Here is a 23039-nt window from a genome sequence, read left to right as displayed (position 1 = left end):
TTATACAACCATTTATATTCGTAAACAAAACAAAAGCAGGAGAACCCCCATTATCTAAGGATCCTCCTGCTTTATTATTTATGTACCTAAAGGTATCAAGTAATATTCTTCTAAATTCAAAAGCATCATTCTAATGTTTTATACGCTTTAAAAACATCTTCGTTCTTTCTTGTTTAGGATTTTCAAAGAATTGATTTGGACTTCCCTCTTCTACCGTTACTCCTTTATCCATGAAAATAACTCGATCCGCTACCTCTCGTGCAAATCCTAGCTCATGAGTTACCACTATCATAGTCATTCCTTCATCCGCTAATGATTTCATAACTGATAACACTTCTCCTACTAATTCAGGATCTAATGCAGAAGTAGGTTCATCAAATAACATGATTTTAGGTTTCATTGCTAATGCCCTAGCGATAGCTACCCTTTGTTGTTGTCCTCCTGAGAGCTGTTTTGGATAAGCATCTCTTTTACTTTCTAACCCTACTCTTTCTAATAGATGCATACCAAGATCTTCTGCTTCCTTACGGGATATTCCTTTTACATGAATAGGTGCTTCAATTACATTCTCTAGAACCGTTTTATGTGGAAATAAATTAAATCTTTGAAAAACCATACCTATATGAGTTCTTAATTCACATAAATTAGTTTTATCATTTATTTCGTTACCTTCAAATTTTATCGTACCTCCTTGTATTTTTTCTAAACGATTAATACAACGTAAGATAGTGCTTTTTCCAGATCCACTTGGTCCCAATATAACAACCTTTTCCCCTTCTGAAACAGATAAATTAAAGCCATTTAATATATCTAAATTACCAAACTTCTTATACACATCTTTCATTTCTATAATATATTTTTTTATATACTTCATATTTTACCCATCCTTTTTTCTAACATATTTGCAATTACCATAAAAACAGAATTCATAGCTAAATATAAAACTGCAACTGTTGTATATACTTCAAAACTTCTAAAAGTTGTAGCAATCAACTGCTCTCCTGCACGAAACAATTCTGAAATGGTTACTAGAGAAGCCATAGATGAATTTTTTAAACTCATAATAAATTGATTTACAAGAGATGGTACACATATTTTAGCTACTTGAGGACCAATAATTCTAATCATTGCCTTAGGATAACTCATTCCTAAAGATTGAGCTGCTTCCATCTGTCCATGATCAATAGCTTGTATTCCTGAACGTATTATTTCTGCAATATAAGCTCCGGTATTAACGGATAACCCTACTATACCTGAAACCATTGGTGATAACTTAATTCCAATCTGAGGAAGTCCAAAATACAAAATAAATAATTGCACTAAAAGTGGTGTTCCACGAACAATCCATACATAAACTCCTGCTAATCCAGATAAAATTGGATTAGAGGATATTCGGAATAGTGCAAACACTATTCCCAATATCGTTCCTAATATTAAAGAAATTATTGAAATCTCTAAGGTTACTAACGCTCCCTTAAGAAAAATGTCATACTTATCAAATATAATTGAATAATCTAGATTCATATTACTTATCCTCCATGTAGATTTTTTTATTTAACATTTGAAATCCACTTATTATAAAGTTTATCTGTCTCACCAGACTCGTTCATTTCTTTTATTACATTATTGATTAAGTTTACTAATTCTTTATCTCCTTTTTTCACTGCAATTCCAAGTTCATCTTTAGTAAATGGATCTCCAATAACTTTTAGATTAGGGTGAGTCTTATTGTACTCTAACTGATATAATAGATCACTAACACCAGCATCTAATCTTCCATTTTCTAAATCTGCTAGATATTCTTCATTAGTCTTGTAAGTTTTAAGCTCTATCTTTTTTCCTTTGTCTATCATTTCTTGTACCACTTTTGCACTGCTTGCACCAAACTTAGCACCTACTTTTTTACCCTCTAAATCATCTACACTCTTAATATCGTTGTTGTCCCTTCTCGCTACAACAACTTGTCCTGTTTTCATGTATGGTTCTGCAAAATCTATAACTTTTTTCCTTTCATCATTAATATACATTGCAGCAATTACAATATCTGCCTGTCCATTTTGTAATGTAGGGATTAAACTTGTAAACTGCATATCCCTTACTTCTAATGGTACGCCAATTTTATCTGCAATTTTCTTTGCTACATCGATGTCATATCCTACTACTTCATTAGTTTTTTCATCATGATATTCAAAAGGTCTATAGTTTCCTGTTGCCAGTATTAGCTTTCCATTTTTCTTAATTTGTTCAATACGACTATTAGTTCCTACTTGTTCTTCTGCAGCCTTCTGTCCACATCCTGCTGTTATTGCTCCTAAAAAAACTGTCATACATATGATTCCTAGTAATTTTTTATACTTTTTCATATTTAATCTTCCTTTCCTCATTTGATTTAAAATGGTTTGCCTAACTATTTCTAAAACATATATAAAGAAAACTAAAAATGGCGCAGACCTATTTTATTAGTTCTGCACCATTGCAGCATATAGCTTACCTCTATAATTCCTTTTTATTTGCCAATTCCAATAAAGATTTTGCCAGCACATCTACACCTAATGCAATGTCTTTAAAATCTGTCCATTCTTCTGGGCTATGGCTGATTCCATTTTTGCTTGGTACAAATACCATAGCTACAGGTGTAAATTCTCCTACGAACATCGAATCATGATATGCTCCGCTTATCATAACATCATATGGAATACCTTTATCTTCGCAACTATTTCTTAATATATTCAAAATAGTGGCATCACATTTCATAGGAATATCATTATTTTCGTTAATAAGCTTAACCTGAACGCCTCTTTTATCTTCAATTTTCCTTATTTCTTTCTTTAATTCTTCTATAAGCTCGACTTTTGTCTCGAACTCACAATCACGAATATCAATAGAAAATCTAACCTTTCCTGGGATGACATTTACGGCGTTTGGAATAACCTCTACTCTCCCTACAGTTGCTGTATTATATTCACTGCTACACTTAAGAGCAAGATCTTCTAAAATTAAAGCAATTTCACAGCTAGCAGCATAAGCATCTCTTCTGTCTTCCATGGATGTGCCTCCGGCATGGGATTGACATCCGGTTACTTCTACTGTAAAGTTTGTAGGTGCACAAATTGTCTTTACTATACCAACAGGTAAGCCTTTCTTCTCGAGTTTATTATTTTGTTCAACATGAAGCTCTACAGCTGCAAAAACTTCACCTTTTTTCACAGGAATATCTTCAAACTTATTTAGATTATATCCTAATTCTTTTAGCACTGATTCTAGAGTTTTTCCATCCTTATCCTCTAACTTTTTTGTATCCTCTAAGGTTAAGTGTCCTGCCATAGCTCGGCTTCCTAAGCAGCATAGTCCAAATCTTGTAGGTTCTTCAGAGGTATATACAATAACTTCAATACTTCTGTCAAAATTAACTCCTGACTCTTTTATAAGTCTAAGTGCCTCCATACCACCTACGACCCCTGCCATTCCATCAAACATTCCTGCATTAAGCACAGTATCTATATGAGATCCTGTCCAAACCGGTGCAAGTTCTGGATTATTTCCTACCAGTGTCCCAAATATATTACCTATACTATCTTCTCTAACAGCAAGTCCTAGCTTTCTCATCTCATCTTTTACATACTCTCTGGCTGCTATCTCGGGTTCAGTAAAAAGTACTCTAGTTGTCCCAAACTCCGGAGTAGAATTATAGGTGTTGATTTTTTCTATCCAATTCTGTATATTTTCTGCTTTCGCTCTATTCAGCATAATATTCACCTGCTCTTACATTACATTTTGTGGTTTTCCCATTATCCATTTCTTTATATTATCAAATACAATAACAGCTCTTTTCTCAAAAGCTTCTGCTGTTGCAAAAGCAACGTGAGGTGTTACTATTAAATTCTTTGCTCCAAATAAAACATGTTCAGTTGGTATTGGAGGCTCAACTTCAAACACATCTACTCCTGCGCCTGCAATTTTACCGCTGTTTAATGCTTCTGCCAATGCATTGCTGTCTACAACAGGTCCTCTTGCTGTATTAATAAGAATTGCACTTTCTTTCATTAGCGCTAGCTTTTCTTTATTTATCAGTCCCTTAGTGCTGTCATTTAAAGGAACATGAAGTGATACTATATCACAAGTTGACATTAAAGTATCTAGATCCACAAATTTAATACCTTCAATATCTTTTTTAGTTCTGCTGTAAGCATATACTTCGCATCCGAAAGCTTTTGCAATCATTGCAGTTCTTATGCCAATTTCACCTGAACCTACGATTCCAAACTTCTTCCCTGCTAATTCAAATCCAACTAGACCATTTTTTGTTCCGCCTTCTCTTGTTACCTTATCGCAAGGAATAATATTTCTATAAAGAGAAATCACCATACCGAATACTAAATCTGCAACTGCAACTGTGGAATATCCAGCACAATTACATACTGTTATATCTCTTTCTTTACAATAGTTCAAATCAACATGATCAACCCCTGTAAAAGCAACGCAGATCATTTTTAAATTTGGACATTTTTCTATTACCTCTTTCTTATAAGGAAGATTTGAAAGTGCAACAGCATCAGCTTCTTTACTTCTTTCCACCAATGTCTCAGTATCCTCTACCCTTGTATCATAATATATGATTTCTGCATCGCTACCTAAAGCGTCCTTTGCCATACCTAATAATTTATCCTTATTTACTCCTAATGGTTCTAAAATCACTAATTTCATTTTTTTCTTCTCCTTTTATGTTAAATTTATATTTTCAAATTTTATTTATTTACTCATTATAAAGTTACATCTCTATTGCAGTCTTTTGAATAAATATACGCAAAATTTTCTGTTCCTACACCGTAGGAACATTGTGGCACATATGGTCCAAACCACATAAAGTCTTCTTTCTTTATTCCCATCCAAGTATCATCCATTAAATACATTCCCTGTCCGCTTAATATGTAAGCTCCATGTTCTTGTACATGAGTTTCAACAAATGGATGACATCCGCCTGGTTCAAAACATAAAATATGCATATTCATATCAAATCCAATATCTGTAGGCAGTAAGTCTTTTATAAAGACATTTGCCATATCATCATAAATTCTATATTCAATATCATTTGCATTTCCTACTACAACTCTAGCTTCTGCACCCTCATATTTAATGTATACTTGTTTGTATAAAAGTAGCTTGGAAACTTCTGCACCAATATTTTTAAAACTAATTCCTTTCCCTTCCGGTGCAAAAGCATATCCACCTTCATTTAATATATACTTTTCATTATCAATTACAACTTCTACACTTCCATTGACAACATAAATAAAACTTTCAACTTTTTCTTCCTTTGCAAAGGGTGATGTTGTCCCTCCCCCTGTTTGTGCATCTACAATATACTGTACAAAACTTGCTCCCATTTTCGGTGAAGCCACAATGCTTACCTTACAATCTTTAATATTAGGTATTACATTATTTACAAGTCCCTCTTTCGGTATTACAGCCCACAAACCTGGTTTAACTACTGCTCTTGTTGATAATAAATCTTTTGGATATCCCATTTTATCTCGCCTCACATATCTTTTATTTATATTTCAGTTATTACATCCAGTGCTACTAAAGTAGCTTTTGCCAGATGCTCATAGTTGGTAAACTCTTCTTTGCAATGACTTCTTCCTTCTTTACTTGGAACAAATATCATAGCTGTATCTACTGATTCTGCCATGGGAAGACTATCATGTCCTGCACCGCTGTTTATATGCTCATATGAAAACTTTCTTTTCTTACAGCTATCCTCAATTCTTTCTTTTAATTTTTCATTCATATTTATCGGCTTCACAGACAAAGTATTAGTAATTGAGAATTTTGAATCATATTTACTAGTTGTTTGCTCTATCAAGTTCACTATTTTTTTGTATATAGAATCTATACTTTCCTGATCAGTGCTTCTTATATCTATACTGAAGGCTACATTTTCTGCAATTGTATTAATCTCATTTGGTAAAACCTTTATGCTTCCTACTGTTGCAACTGCATCTTTGTAAAGCCTAGCGAAATCTCCGATATTTGATATTATTTTGGAAGCAACTTCTACTGCATCTATTCTCATATCCATAGGGGTTGTACCTGCATGATCTGCTCGTCCATCTATATTTACCATATATCTTTGCATTCCTACAATGGTATCTACTATACCTATATCTTTTTGATGTTTTTCAAGAACCGGCCCCTGTTCAACGTGTATTTCTATAAAACCTTTTATATCATCTAAGTTTCTTGCAGCATTATTTATTGATTCAGGATCTAAGCCATATTCTTTCATTGCATCATATATACTTACATTATCTGCATCTTTGAGATTTTTCAAATCAGAAACTGAAAGCTGACCAAGCATTGCCTTACTTGAAAAAAATCCTGATTTAAATCTGGCACCTTCTTCATCGTTTGTACCTATTACTTCCAATGAATACTTAGGTATAAAATCTTTTTCTTTAAGTAATCTTGCTACCTCCATTCCACAAACAACTCCAGCAATACCGTCAAATTCTCCTCCATTTTTTACACTATCATAGTGAGAGCCTATAATAATTGACCTTTTTTCTTTTCCTTCCAATCTTCCTATAACGGCTCCTGACTCATCCACCCTTGTTTTTAAACCTATCTTTTCCATTTCACTTTTTAAATACTCTGTTGCTTCTTTTGCTTCCTTTGTAAAAGGAAATCTGGTAACACCATTATTAATAGTAGATGTAAATCCACTTAAAGTTTTCAGATGTTTTTCTATGTTTAATTTAATTTCGTTCATCATACTATTTATCACCCGTCTTTATAATTCTACTGCACTTGATATTCCATCTCTCTTCCACTTGAATAAGAAACTTTCTATAATAGTAAGAACACCATAAAATAGTGTATATAATATACCTATTAATATTGCTGCAAGAAACATATCCGCCATTTTAAACCAATTTTTAGCATCTACTATTATATATCCTAATCCAGAAGATGCACCCATCATTTCTGCTACTACTAAAGAAGAGAATCCTAAGCCAAGACAAGCTTTCATTCCTGTAAAAATATTTGGCATAGCAGAATTCAATATTACTTTAGTAAATACCTGCAGTTTTGATGCACCTAAACTGGCAGCTGATCTTATAAGAAGAGGATCTGTATTTTTTATTCCATCAGTTACATATGGCAGCATTGATATAAATGTTGTGTATGTAATCAATGTTATTTTAGAGTTTTCTCCAATACCAAACCAGATTAAAAACATTGGTAAAAATGCAAGAACTGGTATTGGTCCAAACATATTAATAATAGGCATCATAGTATTTTCAATCCATTTAAAGTTTGCAATCAAAGCTCCTATAATAACAGCTATAATAGTTCCAATCATAAATCCGCTCAGCATTCTATATAAACTTATTCCTATGTGTTTAAACAAAATTCCTTTTTGAATATACACATATCCTGTTTCAATGATTAAGGTAGGTGACGGTAAAAATACTGGGTTGAACCAACCTTCATAAATATTAATTCTGCTAAAAACTTCCCATATGATAAAAAATGTTATTAATGAAAGTACCTTATACCATTTGTTTCTCTTTTCACGTATTGCTTGTGCTGTCTTTCTTGATGTGCGTGGTTCATTAACTTCTATTACTTTATTCATTTCTAATGCTAATTCATCTTTCATCTTAAATACCTCCATTCTATTCTGTAATTACAGCTTCATCTAAGTTGTCTGTAAGCCCTTTTTCAAACATTTCTACATATCTCAAAAATTCAGAACTTCTTGTATCCCTTGGTCTTGGCAGATCTATATTTTCTAACATTTCTATTCGTCCTTCTTTTAAAAGAACTACTCTGTCTGCTAAATATACTGCTTCCGGTACACTATGAGTAACAAATATAATTGTTTTTTGTGTTGCTTTCCATATTTTTATTAATTCTTTTCTCATGGTATCTCTTGTCATTGCATCTAATGCTCCTAATGGTTCATCCATAAGCAGTACTTTCGGATCATTGGCCAAAGCCCTTGCTATACCGACTCTTTGAGCCATACCACCTGAAAGGCTTGATGGATATTTATTTTCATAGCCTTGTAAACCAATCAAATCTATATATTTTTTTACAATCTCTTTAGATTCTTTCTTCTTTTTTATTTTTAATCCAAACTCTATGTTTTGTGATACAGTATACCAAGGAAAAAGTGCATGCTGTTGGAACACAACACCTCTTTCTGCTGAAGGCCCATCTACTTCTGCCCCATTTACAAGAATATTTCCACAATCTGCTTTAAGATACCCTGCAATTAAATTAAGCAACGTTGATTTACCGCAGCCACTTTTACCTAAAATACATATAAACTCTCCATCCTCTATATTCAATGAAAAATCATTTAAAATATATCTTAAATTTCCTTCTGATTCATCAAATGCTTTAGATACTCTCACTAATGACACACCCATAATATTTCCTCCTTTAAAATAAAAAGGCACAAAACAATAATTAATTAATTGTTTTGCGCCTTTGCAAATTAATTTTATATTCAGAAAAAACATTTGTCCTTCCAATATGTTTCGTCCTTAAGTTATCTCTAGTTTAATACATTAAGTTCATAACCGCAATAACAATGTGCATATTTTTGATCAATTAAACTGTGCACATATGACATTATTTCTTTTGACATTACTTTTAAGATATGATAATATTTTTTCAAGCAATGAAGCTAGTAAAGATAAACAACTTCAATCTTTAAACAATTCAGAAAAATAGCCTCGACATGCAATGCTTTTTTCTGAATTATAAGTTTAGTTATGAAGTTGTATATCTATATGGCTTCGTTGCTTTTTTATTTGCTGCAATTTCACAAAGTGAAATTTGTTCAAACTATCTACACGAATTCAATAGGCAGATGCCTATTAAATATTATTTTTCATTTAAGATGAACTGAGGTGATTTTTTTGAATTTAGATTGGTTAATAAATAGTACAGAATTAAATAACTTTAAATGTGTTGCTGGCAAATCTAATCTTAATAATAAAATATTAAGTGTGAACGTATTGGATAATCCTGATGTAATCCGATGGATAAAAAAGGACGAGCTCGTACTTACTACCGGATATATTTTTAAGGATGATACAGAAGCACAAATAAATATAATCAGAGAGTTAAAAGAAACTGGCTGCTCTGCACTAGCTATTAAAATCAAGCGATTTTTTGAAACTATTCCTTCTATAATGATAGAAGAAGCTGAAAAAGTAGGGCTTCCTCTTATAGAAGTCCCATTCTACTATTCCTTTTCTGAAATAAGTAAGACAATTTATAATGCTATTTATTCTCAAGAATTTAATGAAAATCTACTTCAATACAATATTATCAATACTCTTTCTTCTATATTTTTTGAAAATAAAGGCATTGATGTTATGATTAACGAATTATCTCATTTTATAAGTAAATCTATTATACTTATGGACTGTGAATATAATGTAATTTCAGCAAGCTTCACTCCAGAATATGAGCATTTGGTAAACGGAATAGACTTACCTAAAGTATCTTCTGTAGGGACAGCTTCTTATATAAGTCATACAGAAATAAGTGACACTGCTTATACCAATCTTAAAATAAATTATGAAATATTCCGTTTTTATATAATAACATTGCCAAACTTTACAGGTATGCTTTGTATATTGATAGATGACACTGAGCTAACTTCACCTCATAAAATGCTTTTAGAAAAAGTTAAAAGCATAATTTCTTTAGAAATTACTAGATCTGATAAAATAAAAACTATATCGAACTCATATCATAACTTCTTTTTTGATTTTCTTATATCGGAAAATAAAAAAAGCGAAAAAGAAATTTTAGAAATATGTAATTTTTATGATTTTGATTATACTAAAAAACGTGTATGTGCTTCCTTCATTTTAGAGAACTGTGAAAATGATCAGCATAGGAACAAAATAATTTCTACTTTGCAAAAAGCAATTTCAAATACTTTTCGTGATCACCAAAATTTATTTTTATGTGCAAATAATAATATACTGAGCTTATTCCTGTTTTATAAACTAGAACAGAGTAATATTGAGGCAGTGAATAATACTTATAATATTGTCTATGATTTTTATAATAAGTTAGGTGACAGTATAAGCTGCACTCTGCATATAGGTATAAGCAGATGTCATTCCGGTATAACATCAATTCGTACTGCTTTCAGAGATACATTAAATTGTATAAATTTAAAAAAACATCAAAATATTAATGAGCCGATATGCTGCTACTCTAATAAGCATGAATATCATCTTCTCTCAGAAATGTCTGAAGCCTCTTTAATGAAACTATGTGAGGATACTATAATGCCGATAATTGAATTTGACAAAGATAACAATACTAACCTAATTAATACATTAAAGGTATACTACCTAAGCAAATTTAATTGTACAGATACAGCAAAAAAACTGTTTCTTCATAGAAATACTTTGATTAACAGATTGGATAAGATAAAAGAACTTCTGCATGGCGACTTTTCTGATAATGATAAAATGTTTTCTGTATATCTTGGAATTTGTGCATATGAAATTCTTAAGCACTAGACTTTTTGTGCAAAGTGTATTAATTTTATTTACTATTTGTACAACCTGCCTATATTCATAGTGAAAATTTCTGCTATAATAATTCTATAGTTAAATTTACTATACTAAATTTTATCTTCTATTAAAATTAAATAATCACGTGATTTTTACAAAGACGTAAATATAATTTCATTTATATTTACGTCTTTTTTTATTTTACAATTTAGCAATTTAACAACATATTTTAGGGGGAATTAAATATGAAAAATACTAAACTGAAAAAATTATTAGCTGTATTCAGCACTCTTGCAGTACTTACAACTTCACTTTATGGCTGCGGTTCTTCTGCCAAACAGGCATCTACTGCTTCAGATAATGGAGATAATTTATTTGAAATTGATGCATATGGCGAATTAGATCCTCAAGTATCTGCTCAACAAATCATAGCAGATAAACTAGGTTATTTTAAGGAAGAAGGTTTAAAAGTAAACAATAAATTAATGACTGGCCCAGATCAAAATGCTCCGCTTGTGGCTAGCGGAACTGCATCTGTATGCTTCGGATCAGTTTACAACAACATTTCAGTTGCTGCAAATGGTATTAAAGTTAAAGTGCTTGCTCCACTTGCTAACGCTGCTGGTACTCAATCAGTTATTGCTCGTCCTGGTCTAAAGCTTACTTCTGCAAAAGACCTTGAAGGGAAAAAGATTGGAATGACTTCTGGAGCCGGAGTACTTATTGCAATAAGAAATATGTGCAACGAATTAGGAGTAGATATTAATAAAATCCAATTTGTAAATTTACAAGCATCAGAACAACTATCAGCTCTAGAAAAAGGTGACATTGATGCTATGGCTGTGTGGGAGCCATGGGTTGGTAAGGCTCAAAACATAGGCGGAACCCTTCTTTTTAGTGGTACAACTTCAAACTTACCTGAAAAACAAGGAAGTGTACATTGGATTGATTTCTATATGACAGTACAAGCAACTGAAAGCTTTTATAATAAACATCCTGAAGAACTTAAAAAATTCTTAACAGCTTTAAAGAAAGCAACTGATTATATTAATAATAATCCAGAAGAAGCAGCTAAAATAGTTGCAGCTGAAATTAATATTGACCCTAAAGATTGTTTAAGAATTATGAAAAATAATGTTTATTCAATGAAATTTGATGATCAATTTGTTTCTGGTACAAACACCATGGCAAATTTCATGTTAGATATGAAAAATATAAGTAAAGTACCTGACATTTCTCAATACACAGATACTAAAATTTTATCTTCTGTAGATTCTTCATTAGTAACTGCTAAATAAATTAACAATAAATGATGGGATGATTTATATGTACGATATAATTATTAAAAATGTAAATTTAGTAACTTGTGAAAAAATTGAACATGGCAGTATTGCAATAAAGGATGGGAAAATAGCAGACATTATATTTAATGATTGTAAAGAAACTTCAAAAATAACTATTGATGGTACTGGTAAATACCTTTTCCCTGGAATAATTGATGGTCATGTGCACTTAAACGAACCTGGTTTTACTTGGCGTGAAGATTTTCAGCACGGAACACAAGCTGCGGCTTTAGGTGGTGTAACAACTATTATAGATATGCCAATGCAAAATGAACCAGCATTATCAAATAAGGATATTTTTATTTCAAAAGAAAATTGTGTCTCTTCTAAAGCACATGTTGATTATGCTTTTTATGGAGCTCTTGTAAACTATAATATAAATAGCCTTGATGAATTAAACTCCTGTGGAGTTGTTGCTTTTAAAAGTTTTTTTGCGCCAGTTAGTCCAGACTATACAACTTTAACAGCTGGACAAATAAGAGATGCTTTATCCATTATTAAAAAATTTGACGGTATGGCCAGCTTTCATTGCGAAGATTACAGCATTGTTACTTATGAGCAAAATAAAGCTATAAAAGAAGAACGATTAACCCGTATAGATTTTCTTAATTCTCGTCCGGTAATCGCTGAACTAATAGCAGTAAAAAACATCATAGAATTGGCAAAAGAACAAAATTGCCGTGTTCACATATGTCATGTAAGTCATCCTGCTGTTGCAGAAGAAATAAAAAAAGCTAAAATAGCTGGTGTAAAAATTACTGCTGAAACTTGTCCTCACTATTTAGTTTTTGATAAAAATGACTTTTTAAATACAGGTGCAATTTTTAAATGTGCTCCACCGCTTCGTACTCCAAATGACAAAGAAAAATTAATGGATTATGTTGTTGATGGAACTCTTGATATTATTGTAAGTGATCACTCTCCTTGTGCTCCAGAAGAAAAGTCGGAGGATTCTGGTATTTTTAATGCTTGGGGCGGTATTAGTGGAATTCAAAATGGATTACAAATTATTTATGATCATCTTGTTGTTAAAAAAGGTTTTTCACCTTCATTAATAGCTAAAATAATGTCTTCTAATCCTGCAAAAACTTTTGGAATAAATAATAAAGGACATTTAAAAATAGGATATGATGCCGATATGGTTCTTCTAGATCCAAATAAAGAATGGGAAATTACAAATGAGAGTCTGAAATATCTGAATAAACAATCTGCATTTGTAGGTTTAAAAGGAAAAGGAACTCCTGTTTTAACAATACTTCGCGGAAAAGTAATTGCTGAAAATGGGAATATACTTGAAAGCACACCATATGGCAAATTAATAAAACGCAATAAATAAAGTTATATTAATTTGATTTTATTATAATTAAATAATCAGGTGATTTTTACAAAGATATAAATATAAATGAAATTATATTTACGTCTTTTTTATTTGTACAATTTAAGAAATTAATAACATATTTTAGGGGGAATTAACTATGAAAAATACTAAACTCAAAAAATTATTAGCTGTATTCAGCACTCTTGCAGTACTTACAGTTTCACTTTATGGCTGCAGTTCTTCTGCCAACAAGGCATCCACTGCTTCAGATAATGGAGGTAATTTATTTGAAATCGAGGCATACGGTGTGGTAGATCCTCAAATATCAGCACAGCAAATTATAGCTGATAAAAAAGGATTTTTTAAAGAAGAAGGATTAAAAGTTACAAATAAATTATTACAATCTGGCGGTGACATTTCACCTTTAATTTCTGGTAACACAGCTAAGGTATCTTTTGAGAGTACTTATACAGATATTGCACTTGCTGCCAACAATGTTGATGTTAAGATATTAGCAACTATGGCTAATATAGGAGATACTCAATGTGTAGTTGCAGGTAAAAATGTAACTATTAACAGTGCAAAAGATATTGAAGGTAAAAAAATCGGTATTGCTTCAGGTGCTGGAGTACTTATAGCAATACGTAATATGTGTAAAGATTTAGGCGTGGATATAAATAAAATACAATTTGTTATCTTATCACCATCTGAACAAATTTCTGCACTTGAACGTGGTGATATCGATATTATGGCTTGTTGGGAACCATGGGTTACTAATGCATTAGATACAGGCGGTAAATTATTATTCAGCGGATTACATTCTTATTTACCTGAGAAAACCGGTTCTGTTGATTGGCTAAACTTCCATACTACTTTACAGGTTACAGGAGATTTTCTTAAAAATAATCCTAAACAAGCAGAAGCCTTACTTAAAGCTCTTGCAAAAGCAACTGATTATATAAATAAAAATCCTGAAGAATCTGCAAAAATAATTGCTACTGAACTTAATCTTGATTCCAATAAAGTACAAAAGATTATGGCTAAAAATGTTTATACTATGAAATTTGATAAGTCATTTGTAGACTCTTCAAATGTAATGGCACAATTTATGAATGAAACGGGAAATATTAAGTCTGTTCCTAAGTTTGATTCTTATGCAGATTATACTCCTTTAAAGAATGCTCTTCCAGAACTTGTAACAGTAGATTAAATAAATATAAAATTTAACAATAAGGGATGTTTATTATGTATGATTTATTTATAAAAAATGCAAATATTGTAACTTGTAATAATATTGTCTTAGGTGGCATTGCTGTTACCAATGGAAAAATCCAGGATATTTTTTCAAATGATAAATCAGTTGTTGCTAAAGAAATATTAGATTTGGATGGGAAATATATATTTCCAGGATTCATCGACTGTCACGTACATTTTAATGAACCAGGTTATACTTGGCGGGAAGATTTTCAACATGGAACAGCTGCAGCAGCAATAGGTGGCATCTCAACAATTATTGATATGCCTATGAATAACAAACCAGCAGTATCTAATAAAAATATTTTTGAAGCTAAGCACAACTTAGTAAAAGAAAAAGCATTTACAGACTATGGACTCTGGGGTGCTCTTGTTAATTATAATATGAATGATCTTAGTGAATTAAATGAAGCAGGTGCTTTAGCCTTTAAAAGTTTTATTTGCAGTGCTGGAAAAGATTATACTTCTCTGAGCTTCGATGAAATAGAAAAAGCTTTGTTAATATTAAAAAAGTTTAATGGGATTGCAGGATTTCATTGCGAAGACTATGATATTATTGAAAAATTGGAGAAAGACAAACTTGCTCAAGGCACACTTTCTGCACAGGATTACTTAGATTCCAGACCTGTAGAAGCAGAATTAATCGCTACTAAAAATGTAATCTCTATTGCAGAAAAGACTGGCAGCAGAATTCATATATGTCATGTTTCTCATCCACTGGTTGCAGAAGAAATAAGAAAAGCAAAAGCAAATGGCATTAATGTTACCGGAGAAACTTGTATGCATTATCTAATGTTTACAGGTAATGATCTAATAAAGAACGGTATGCTTTTTAAATGTTCTCCCCCTCTAAGAACAGCAGAATCTTGTGCAGGCTTATGGGAATATATTTGTAATGGAACTTTAGATTGCTTATGTTCTGATCATTCACCAGCTACCCCTGAAGAAAAGACAGAAAAGAAACTTGGTGCTTTTGGTGCATGGGGAGGATTAAGCGGAGTTCAAACCACTGTACAAGTATTTTTTGACCAATTAGTAAATAATCATAAATTAAGCCCTACAATAATGGCCAGTGTTCTAAGTAAACGTCCGGCTGAGATATTTGGTATATACGGTATAAAAGGTGATATTTCCGTGGGTTTCGATGCAGATTTCACTGTTATTGATCCAAATAAAGAATGGGAAATTACAAATGAGAGTCTCAAATATCTGAATAAACAATCTGCATTTGTAGGTTTAAAAGGAAAAGGAGCTCCTGTTTTAACAATACTTCGCGGAAAAGTAATTGCTGAAAATGGAAATATACTTGAAAGCACAACATATGGTAAATTAATAAAACCCCATAGATAAAATTATATTAATTTGATTTTATTATGATTAATAAAGCTTGTCTCAAAATGATTTTTGAGACAAGCTTTATTGTTACTATTTATTGTAATTTATTCTTTTTAATCTTCTGTTTGCCTGTAAAAATCGCTTTACTTACTCCATAAAAATCAAGGTTTCTGTACTAATTTCTATTACTAATAATTAATGCCATAAAAGAAAAAGCCCTAGATTAATTCTAGAACTTTTCTTGTTTATATATTATTTTAACCCTTGTTCATAAGCTTCTACCATTTTCTTAACCATGTTTCCGCCTACTGAACCAGATTCTACTATTTTCTTAGCCATGTTTTCGCCTACTGAACTAGCTTCTCTTTCTGTTAAATCTCCATTGTATCCATTTTTTAAGTTAACTCCAACTTCAGCTGCTGATTCCATTTTAAGTCTATCAAGCCCTGCTCTTGCTTCTGGCACTAATATTTGATTACTTCTATTTGTCATAATTAGATCCTCCTATGAATATTAATTAATATTTAGTATATATTCATAGTTTGTATAGATTAAAAGTTATTACATTAGTGAATTAGTTGTAGTAAAGGTGGTGCTTGCCACATAATAAAAGACATGTCATCACCTATTTGAAGTAGTGGTATGTCTTATGTTTGTGAACTACCACCACTTCTAGAAGTTGGTGGCTTCGTGGTCAATATAGCTAGTGCTATAAGTTTACCCACGCTAACAAGGTCGTTCCAACCTCGATAACTACCAAAATTATATCGCTAATTTCAGCAAATTCTTACTTGCATTGATATCTCTATCGTGTTGTGTCCCACATTTCGGACAAGTTCATTCTCTCAATGCTAGATTTTTCACTTCTACATTTTTGTAACTACAATTTGAACATAACTGACTACTAGCATAATTAGAAGGAGCTACTATTATATCTCTTCCATACCATTTTGCTTTATACTCTAACATTGTTCTAAATTCACTCCAGCTTACTTCTCCAATTACCTTAGCTAATTTTTGATTCTTCATCATATCCTTCACTTTTAAGTCTTCAATAACTATAACTTGGTTTTCGTTTATTAGTTTAGTTGATAACTTATGTAGAAAATCTCGTCTTTGATTAGCTATTTTCTCGTATAACTTAGCTACCTTTATTCTGGCTCTCCTTCTATTGTTGCTATCTTTTTGCTTTCTCGATAAATCTTTTTGAAGTTTAGCTAGTCTTTTTTCTGATTTTCTAAACCATTTTGGATTATCTTTTCTATACCCATCTGAGCATACTGCAAACTCCTTTAATCCAACATCTATGCCTATTTTTTTATCCACTTTCGGTAATTTAATACTCTCTGTATCAACCAAAATAGAACTATAGTACTTATCACTTGAAGTTTTAGAGATAGTACAGCTTTTGATAATTCCATTGAAGTTCCTATGCTTTTTAATTTTAATTCTTGATTTTAACTTAGGTATCTTGATATACCCATTTTGAATAAATACAGTACCTTTCTGATTATTTGTGGTAAAACTTTGATAATTAGTTCTCTTACTTTTGAATTTAGGAAACCCTACAGATTTATCTCTAAAAAAGTTTTTATATGCTTTTTCTAAATTCACTTGGGCGTTAGCTAATGCTAAACTATCAACTTCTTTTAGCCATTCAAACTCTGTCTTGTATTGTGCTGGAGTATTTTTAAGCATTTCTCCACTAGCATTGTAATGCTCTATCTTATCAGCTAACATTTTATTATAGATGAACCTAGTACACCCAAATGTTTTAGCTAAGTATGTCTTTTGTTCACTATTTGGAAATATTCTATATTTATAAGCTTTTAACACTTCCCTTCACCTCACTTTATGCCTTGATTTTCTATATACTTTCTAATTACATCTATTGGAGTACCTCCTGTTGTTATCAAACAATAGCTTCTACTCCAAAAATACTCTTTCCATAATTGCTTTCTTATACTTTGATATTCTTTTTTTATAAGCCTACTACTAGCACTCTTATAAGCATTTATAAATTTAGATATATCTGTATTCGGAGCACCTCTAAACAACAAATGAATGTGGTCTTTGTCATGATTCCATTCTTCCAAATTCACATTATATTTAGGAGAAATATATTCAAATATTTCTCGCAACCTATTAGAAATATCATCATCTATAACTTTCTTTCTATATTTTATGACTAAAACTAAATGGTAATTAAGTTTGAATACTGAATGGTTATTCGTATCTAAAATCATTGCTACACCTCTTTTAATATTATAACCACTGATTTTAGATGCTATACTTTTGTTGACTATCGTCAAGGTCTATCCATCTCCTACCTTAGAGATGGGAGAATTCCGCCCATTAGGTTAAACAATTTTACATGCACTAAAAGTTTTCTAACACCAGTGAACTATAATTTAACAAAAAAAACCTCCGTTACTTATGCTACGGCTCACCGCAACAACACTAACGAAGGTTTTTCATATTTTCATACATAGTAAAAACTAGAAATCATTATATTGCATCATTATCCTCTTCACCGGTTCTAATTCTAGTAACACTTTCAACATTGTAAACAAAGATTTTTCCGTCTCCAATTTCACCAACACGAGCGTTATCGATTATGATTTTTTTCACAGTCTCTAGGTCTTCATCCTTCACTACTAAATCTAACATAACTTTTGGAAGCAAATCAACTTGGTATTTTTCCCCACGCCATGCTTGTATAATTCCCTTTTGATTTCCTTGCCCCATGATTTCACTAACCATTATTCCACCTGAACATCCAGCTTCATCCAGAGCCTCGCGAACATCACTTAATTTTTCTGGTCGAATGACTGCTTTAATATGTTTCATGATATCACAACCTCACTTTTCACTTTATTTAATTTTAGCCTTTTTAGGAGTAATATTTCCCGTTGAAACAGCATGTATATCCTCCGATACGTGAATATAAGACGGCTTACGAATAACAAATTCAGGATAAGCTTGGTTTCCGTGTTCTCCTATATCTAAACCTTCAATTTCTTCTCTAAGAGATACGCGAAGACCAATGGTATTTTTAATGACTATCCAAGTAATTGCTGATGTAGCTAAAACAAATGCTGCTACACACACTACACCTAAAGCTTGAACTCCTAAAAGTTTAAAGCCACCACCATAGAATAGACCATTCATTGTAGTGATACCTGTTATTCCATCCTGTGCAAACAAGCCAACTGAAAGGGTACCAAAAACTCCGTTTGCAAGATGGACAGCCAAAGCACCAACAGGATCATCTAATTTCAGATTGTCAAACTTAATAACTGCAAATACTACAATAATACCTGAAATTGCACCAATTAAATATGAAGCTGGGATGCTGACATAAGCACAAGCTGGAGTGATCGCTACCAAGCCAGCTAACAAGCCGTTGATGGACATGCCTAAATCCGGTTTTCCTGTTACTTTCCATGTTACTGCAGTAGCTACTAGTATGCCCATTATACCAGCACTATTGGTAGATACGAGAATATGAGAGATTGCTTCAGGATTTAAAGCCATTGTTGAGCCAGGATTAAATCCAAACCAGCCAAGCCATAAGACAAATGCGCCAATGGTTGCAAGACCCATATTGTGACCAGGTATAGGATTAATTTTTCCATCTTTCGTATACTTGCCTACCCTAGGTCCTAAAATGATTACGCCAGTTAGTGCAGCCCAACCGCCTATAGAGTGAACTACTGTACCCCCGGCAAAGTCCAGGAAGCCCTTTTGAGCCAACCAGCCTCCACCCCAGATCCAGTGACCGACGATAGGATAAATCAATAAAGTCAAAATAAATGAGAAAATAATGAAGGAAACGTATTTAATTCTTTCTGCTACAGCACCAGAAACGATAGTTGCTGCAGTACCGCAGAATACCAATTGGAAGAAGAACTTAGCCCAGAATGGAACGCCTGCCCATGATATTGCAGAATATACTCCTTCGTATGCATCTCCTATTGCCGGAGAATTATCAACTCCACTGGTAAAGAATAAACCTTGTGTACCAATAAAGCCATTACCATCGCCAAACATCAAACCCCAACCTAAAACATAAAAACCTAATGATGATACTGCAAACACAATAAAGTTTTTAGATAAGATGTTGACAGTGTTTTTTGAACGTGCAAATCCGCTTTCTACAGATGCAAAGCCAAGATTCATAAAGAATACAAGCATTGCACACAAGAGAACCCAGAATGTATCTAATAAAACTTGATTTTCCATTTCAATACCCTCTTTCATTATTTATTTACTCAACTTTCGCACAATAAAAATAGAGACGAAAGCCGAAATTTACTGCATTTAACACAAAAAGCATTTCTCTTGGTATTTTTCATTACAATATTTCCTGCGTTTTTAGCTCTTGTAAAACCTGTTTCTGCCTTTGCAAAGGTCGTTTGCATAAAAAATACAAAAATCGTTACTACAAATGTCTATACGGTGTTAATTACTTGTTCCATATAATATTCCTCCTTCATTATGAAACTTAAATAACAAATAAGTGCATCATTATTATATTTTTATATAAAATATAATGTAAAAAATAAGAAATTATTCCTTGTATGCAATATTCCCTGATGTGTATTATTTAAAATACAAAAAGGGCCATGTAAACTGAATTACATGACCCCTATGTCCTATAATATATATTATACCCTCACATCCATATTGTGTCAATGTTAGTATATTATGTTAAAATAGTAAGAATATTTTAACATAGGATATTAGACCTATTCACTATTTTCTGACTTTTGCTCCTCATATGAAGGAAGCCATTTACTTATTGCATAATCTCCCATAGTTTTTAAATCCAATACTAGTGCTCCTAGCTCTTTCATTAATAATTCTGTATCTTCACTTACATCTGCGACTATTGACATAAGTCCTGCTTGGCCTGTAATTTTACTACTAAAAGTACTATTACCAAAATCTATAGGCGTACTACTTGCTCCAGATGAATACACCCATATATTATAAAAACATTTTCTAGAATTCCTAAGGCATAAACAAGCTAGCAATAGCCCTATTAGTAATTCTATAAATGTAGATATTTCCTCTGCTTTATCTAGTGAAAGAAGCATATATAGCGACAAAAAACTAAGTATTACTCCTAAAATTATAAATGGTATATTAAGACCTTTACCATAATAAAATCCGATACCACTTACTGACTCAATTGGAACCTCACTTACTATTCTGCTGCGTCCCCCACCGAATTTACCATACCCATGGAATATAACTCTTTTATTTGTAACTGTTAAATACCCCTCTCCCTGTGGCTTTTTCATTGTTGTACAGTGATAAGTTTTAACTCTTATTTCATTGTCACCTAATGCCACAAAAGATCCATTTTGAAATTTTTCCTTTTCAGAATAATTTAACGCCATTCTACTTAACTTATCACCACACTCTGAACAAAAAGGTGAATTATCCTCATTGCTGATACCACATTTCTCACACTTTATCATTATCAGTTCCCCCTAAAATTAAAATAAATAAATTCTAAGTAAAAAGTAATAAATCATGAATGTAGTTAAAATGGATATTATATTGTGAAGTTATAAAATACTTTTATACAGTATAGAAAATAGAAGCAATAAACAAATAGATTAATACTATTATTACATCTGGATTATTAGAGCATTGTGAAACTGAATTTGAAGTGCTCTTAAAAAGAGTCTACTATTGGGGTCTTAAAATTTCTATAAATCTTTTCATAAATATTTATATTAATATAAATCTATGGTTATTACATTTTAACAAATACTAATATATTGCTAGTTCAATGTTTTTAATTGTGCATTAATAACGGTGTAACTATAAGTTTTAAGGGTTTCTCCTTATTTACGATAAACTTATTTAAGATAAATAATTGCAGTTAAATGTATACTATAGGCGGATAGTAACTCCATTATCTAATCCAATATGACTGAGGATCTTCATGTCAAAATTGTCGTGCAGCAATTTACCCTGGCTCCAGGGCTCAATGATCCTAACCTAAGCACCATAGAGATATAAATTCAGCTATAAATATAAAAAGAGTAAGGTTGGTACAATCCGATTTTAAGCCTGTGGAGATAGTAGGTTGCGAGGTCTTTGAAACAGGAAGCTTTTACTTCTAAAGTGGGCGTAGTTCACAGGGCAACAACACTCTAGTTCTCGATTTTTCCAGTAGGTCATCAGCTTATACTTCTTTAGTTTCACACTCTCACTTCATTTCATTTAAAATAAAAAACACCTGATTCCAAGCTTTAAAATCTTGTCCAAGTGCTTTTTATTTTTTTATTTTGTTAATAAAGATAGGGTATCTTTATCATACATCAGATTTATTATAGAACTGTTGTAACAATATAAAGAATTTGTTAAGTTTAAAAGACACCTAGTTTCCTGGATGCCTTATTGCAGTACCACCCTGTGTAAATCCCTGGTGCATTCTGACAATTATCTATTACTAATGCTATTGATCATCTGTCCTTTCAATCTTTACGTATGATATATGCTTTAAGGTGATTTTTTTCAAAAAATAGACGCTATTTCACATCACCTACACTCTTTTTACAAAAAGCTAAATGTATTCAAAACAGTAGTAGTCTTATCTAGATAATTCTGAGCAACTTCATCTATTCTTTTACAAAAATAGTTTAAAGTACAATTTTCACAATTTTTAAGTACACCATTCTCCAACAAAGAACAGCTCAAGCTATCTTCATAGGTAGAATTCCTAATAGCTAAAGCTATCTGCATTTTATCAAAGGCTTGGTTTGCATCAGATGATACAATAATTCTATCATTAATCACTTATAACACCTCATTCCTTATTCTCAGCCATAGTCTCAATATCAGTGGTCTGCTAATAATCATATATGCTTATCTCATGTTTTTTTAAAGATAAAAATAAATATTGTAATATTTTTGTCTTCTTAAAAAGAAAAAAATATAAAAACATATAGAAAAAATGCTGGTTTAGAGAGTTTTAGTACTTTGTATAATGCTAAATGTTCACGCCGCTACCTATGCTGCCAAATCTATCACCTACGCCGCCGACCCCACTGATGCCGACGCCAACACCGCTAAGGAACGTGATTGGCAATTCCAACACTTGCTCGATTTGGGAGACAATCACTAGCTCCAAAATTGAATTAATAAATTACCACTTGTCTCTTCTAGTCTCAAAATCTATACTTTTCTAGACAAAGTCAGGACCACCCGTAA

General features: G+C 32.0%; 20 protein-coding genes and 1 pseudogene. 5 read left to right on the top strand and 16 right to left on the bottom strand.

The window, feature by feature from the left end; genetic code table 11:
- Positions 1-130: 130 nt before the first annotated feature.
- The 9 genes from CPJCM30710_RS15270 to CPJCM30710_RS15230 form a co-directional block, all read right to left on the bottom strand.
- Entirely contained in the window at positions 131-874 is a 744-nt protein-coding gene (locus tag CPJCM30710_RS15270) for an amino acid ABC transporter ATP-binding protein (protein WP_281413994.1), read from the bottom strand.
- Positions 871-1524, bottom strand: a complete 654-nt coding sequence (locus CPJCM30710_RS15265) for an amino acid ABC transporter permease (protein ID WP_212905028.1) — start codon at positions 1522-1524, stop codon at positions 871-873. Before CPJCM30710_RS15265 ends, CPJCM30710_RS15270 begins: the two co-directional genes overlap by 4 nt.
- A gap of 26 nt (positions 1525-1550) precedes the next feature.
- A complete protein-coding gene (locus CPJCM30710_RS15260; protein WP_212905027.1) occupies positions 1551-2363 on the bottom strand; it encodes a substrate-binding periplasmic protein in 813 nt (270 codons plus the stop codon).
- 130 nt (positions 2364-2493) lie between these two features.
- Positions 2494-3747, bottom strand: a complete 1254-nt coding sequence (locus CPJCM30710_RS15255) for a M20 family metallo-hydrolase (protein WP_212905026.1) — start codon at positions 3745-3747, stop codon at positions 2494-2496.
- 15 nt (positions 3748-3762) lie between these two features.
- A complete protein-coding gene (locus CPJCM30710_RS15250) occupies positions 3763-4704 on the bottom strand; it encodes a 2-hydroxyacid dehydrogenase (protein WP_212905025.1) in 942 nt (313 codons plus the stop codon).
- Between the two features lie 56 nt (positions 4705-4760).
- Positions 4761-5525 carry a (S)-ureidoglycine aminohydrolase gene (allE, locus tag CPJCM30710_RS15245; RefSeq protein ID WP_212905024.1) on the bottom strand — a complete coding sequence of 255 codons (765 nt, stop codon included), beginning with the start codon at positions 5523-5525 and terminating at the stop codon, positions 4761-4763.
- Positions 5526-5551: 26 nt separating this feature from the next.
- The gene (locus CPJCM30710_RS15240; RefSeq protein WP_212905023.1) at positions 5552-6772 is read right to left on the bottom strand and encodes a M20 family metallo-hydrolase; all 1221 of its coding nucleotides are present in this window, start codon (positions 6770-6772) and stop codon (positions 5552-5554) included.
- Between the two features lie 18 nt (positions 6773-6790).
- A complete protein-coding gene (locus tag CPJCM30710_RS15235) occupies positions 6791-7663 on the bottom strand; it encodes an ABC transporter permease (RefSeq protein ID WP_246503557.1) in 873 nt (290 codons plus the stop codon).
- A gap of 16 nt (positions 7664-7679) precedes the next feature.
- Positions 7680-8438, bottom strand: coding sequence for an ABC transporter ATP-binding protein (locus CPJCM30710_RS15230; protein WP_212905021.1), 759 nt, complete (start codon positions 8436-8438; stop codon positions 7680-7682).
- A 495-nt stretch (positions 8439-8933) separates the two neighbouring features.
- On the opposite strand from CPJCM30710_RS15230, the gene CPJCM30710_RS15225 reads away from it, so the two are divergent.
- The 5 genes from CPJCM30710_RS15225 to allB (CPJCM30710_RS15205) all read left to right on the top strand — a co-directional run bounded on the left by CPJCM30710_RS15225 (position 8934) and on the right by allB (CPJCM30710_RS15205) (position 15821).
- Entirely contained in the window at positions 8934-10562 is a 1629-nt protein-coding gene (locus CPJCM30710_RS15225) for a PucR family transcriptional regulator (RefSeq protein ID WP_212905020.1), read from the top strand.
- 239 nt (positions 10563-10801) lie between these two features.
- A complete protein-coding gene (locus CPJCM30710_RS15220) occupies positions 10802-11854 on the top strand; it encodes an ABC transporter substrate-binding protein (RefSeq protein WP_212905019.1) in 1053 nt (350 codons plus the stop codon).
- Between the two features lie 28 nt (positions 11855-11882).
- Positions 11883-13235, top strand: a complete 1353-nt coding sequence (gene allB / locus CPJCM30710_RS15215) for an allantoinase AllB (protein WP_212905018.1) — start codon at positions 11883-11885, stop codon at positions 13233-13235.
- A gap of 139 nt (positions 13236-13374) precedes the next feature.
- Complete coding sequence (locus CPJCM30710_RS15210) at positions 13375-14427, top strand: ABC transporter substrate-binding protein (RefSeq protein WP_212905017.1); 1053 nt, start codon at positions 13375-13377, stop codon at positions 14425-14427.
- A 35-nt stretch (positions 14428-14462) separates the two neighbouring features.
- Complete coding sequence (allB, locus tag CPJCM30710_RS15205; RefSeq protein WP_212905016.1) at positions 14463-15821, top strand: allantoinase AllB; 1359 nt, start codon at positions 14463-14465, stop codon at positions 15819-15821.
- A 237-nt stretch (positions 15822-16058) separates the two neighbouring features.
- Here allB (CPJCM30710_RS15205) and CPJCM30710_RS15200 read toward each other — a convergent pair whose 3' ends face one another.
- From CPJCM30710_RS15200 to CPJCM30710_RS15170, 7 genes and pseudogenes are all read right to left on the bottom strand, one after another.
- The gene (locus CPJCM30710_RS15200; RefSeq protein WP_212905015.1) at positions 16059-16298 is read right to left on the bottom strand and encodes an alpha/beta-type small acid-soluble spore protein; all 240 of its coding nucleotides are present in this window, start codon (positions 16296-16298) and stop codon (positions 16059-16061) included.
- 270 nt (positions 16299-16568) lie between these two features.
- Positions 16569-17642, bottom strand: a pseudogene (gene tnpB / locus CPJCM30710_RS15195) (IS200/IS605 family element RNA-guided endonuclease TnpB).
- 11 nt (positions 17643-17653) lie between these two features.
- Positions 17654-18052 carry an IS200/IS605 family transposase gene (gene tnpA / locus CPJCM30710_RS15190; RefSeq protein ID WP_212905038.1) on the bottom strand — a complete coding sequence of 133 codons (399 nt, stop codon included), beginning with the start codon at positions 18050-18052 and terminating at the stop codon, positions 17654-17656.
- Positions 18053-18314: 262 nt separating this feature from the next.
- Complete coding sequence (locus CPJCM30710_RS15185; RefSeq protein WP_212905014.1) at positions 18315-18656, bottom strand: P-II family nitrogen regulator; 342 nt, start codon at positions 18654-18656, stop codon at positions 18315-18317.
- 24 nt (positions 18657-18680) lie between these two features.
- Positions 18681-20051, bottom strand: a complete 1371-nt coding sequence (locus tag CPJCM30710_RS15180; RefSeq protein ID WP_212905013.1) for an ammonium transporter — start codon at positions 20049-20051, stop codon at positions 18681-18683.
- Positions 20052-20557: 506 nt separating this feature from the next.
- Positions 20558-21295, bottom strand: coding sequence for a zinc ribbon domain-containing protein (locus CPJCM30710_RS15175; RefSeq protein WP_212905012.1), 738 nt, complete (start codon positions 21293-21295; stop codon positions 20558-20560).
- A 1087-nt stretch (positions 21296-22382) separates the two neighbouring features.
- Positions 22383-22625 (bottom strand): hypothetical protein, encoded by a 243-nt coding sequence (locus tag CPJCM30710_RS15170; RefSeq protein WP_212905011.1) that lies wholly within the window; start codon positions 22623-22625, stop codon positions 22383-22385.
- Positions 22626-23039 lie beyond the last annotated feature (414 nt).

It is taken from the genome of Clostridium polyendosporum, from assembly GCF_018332455.1.
Classification (GTDB): domain Bacteria; phylum Bacillota; class Clostridia; order Clostridiales; family Clostridiaceae; genus Clostridium_AY; species Clostridium_AY polyendosporum.
Note: the sequence above shows the minus strand (reverse complement) of the source record. Positions and strands in the feature narration are given on the sequence as shown.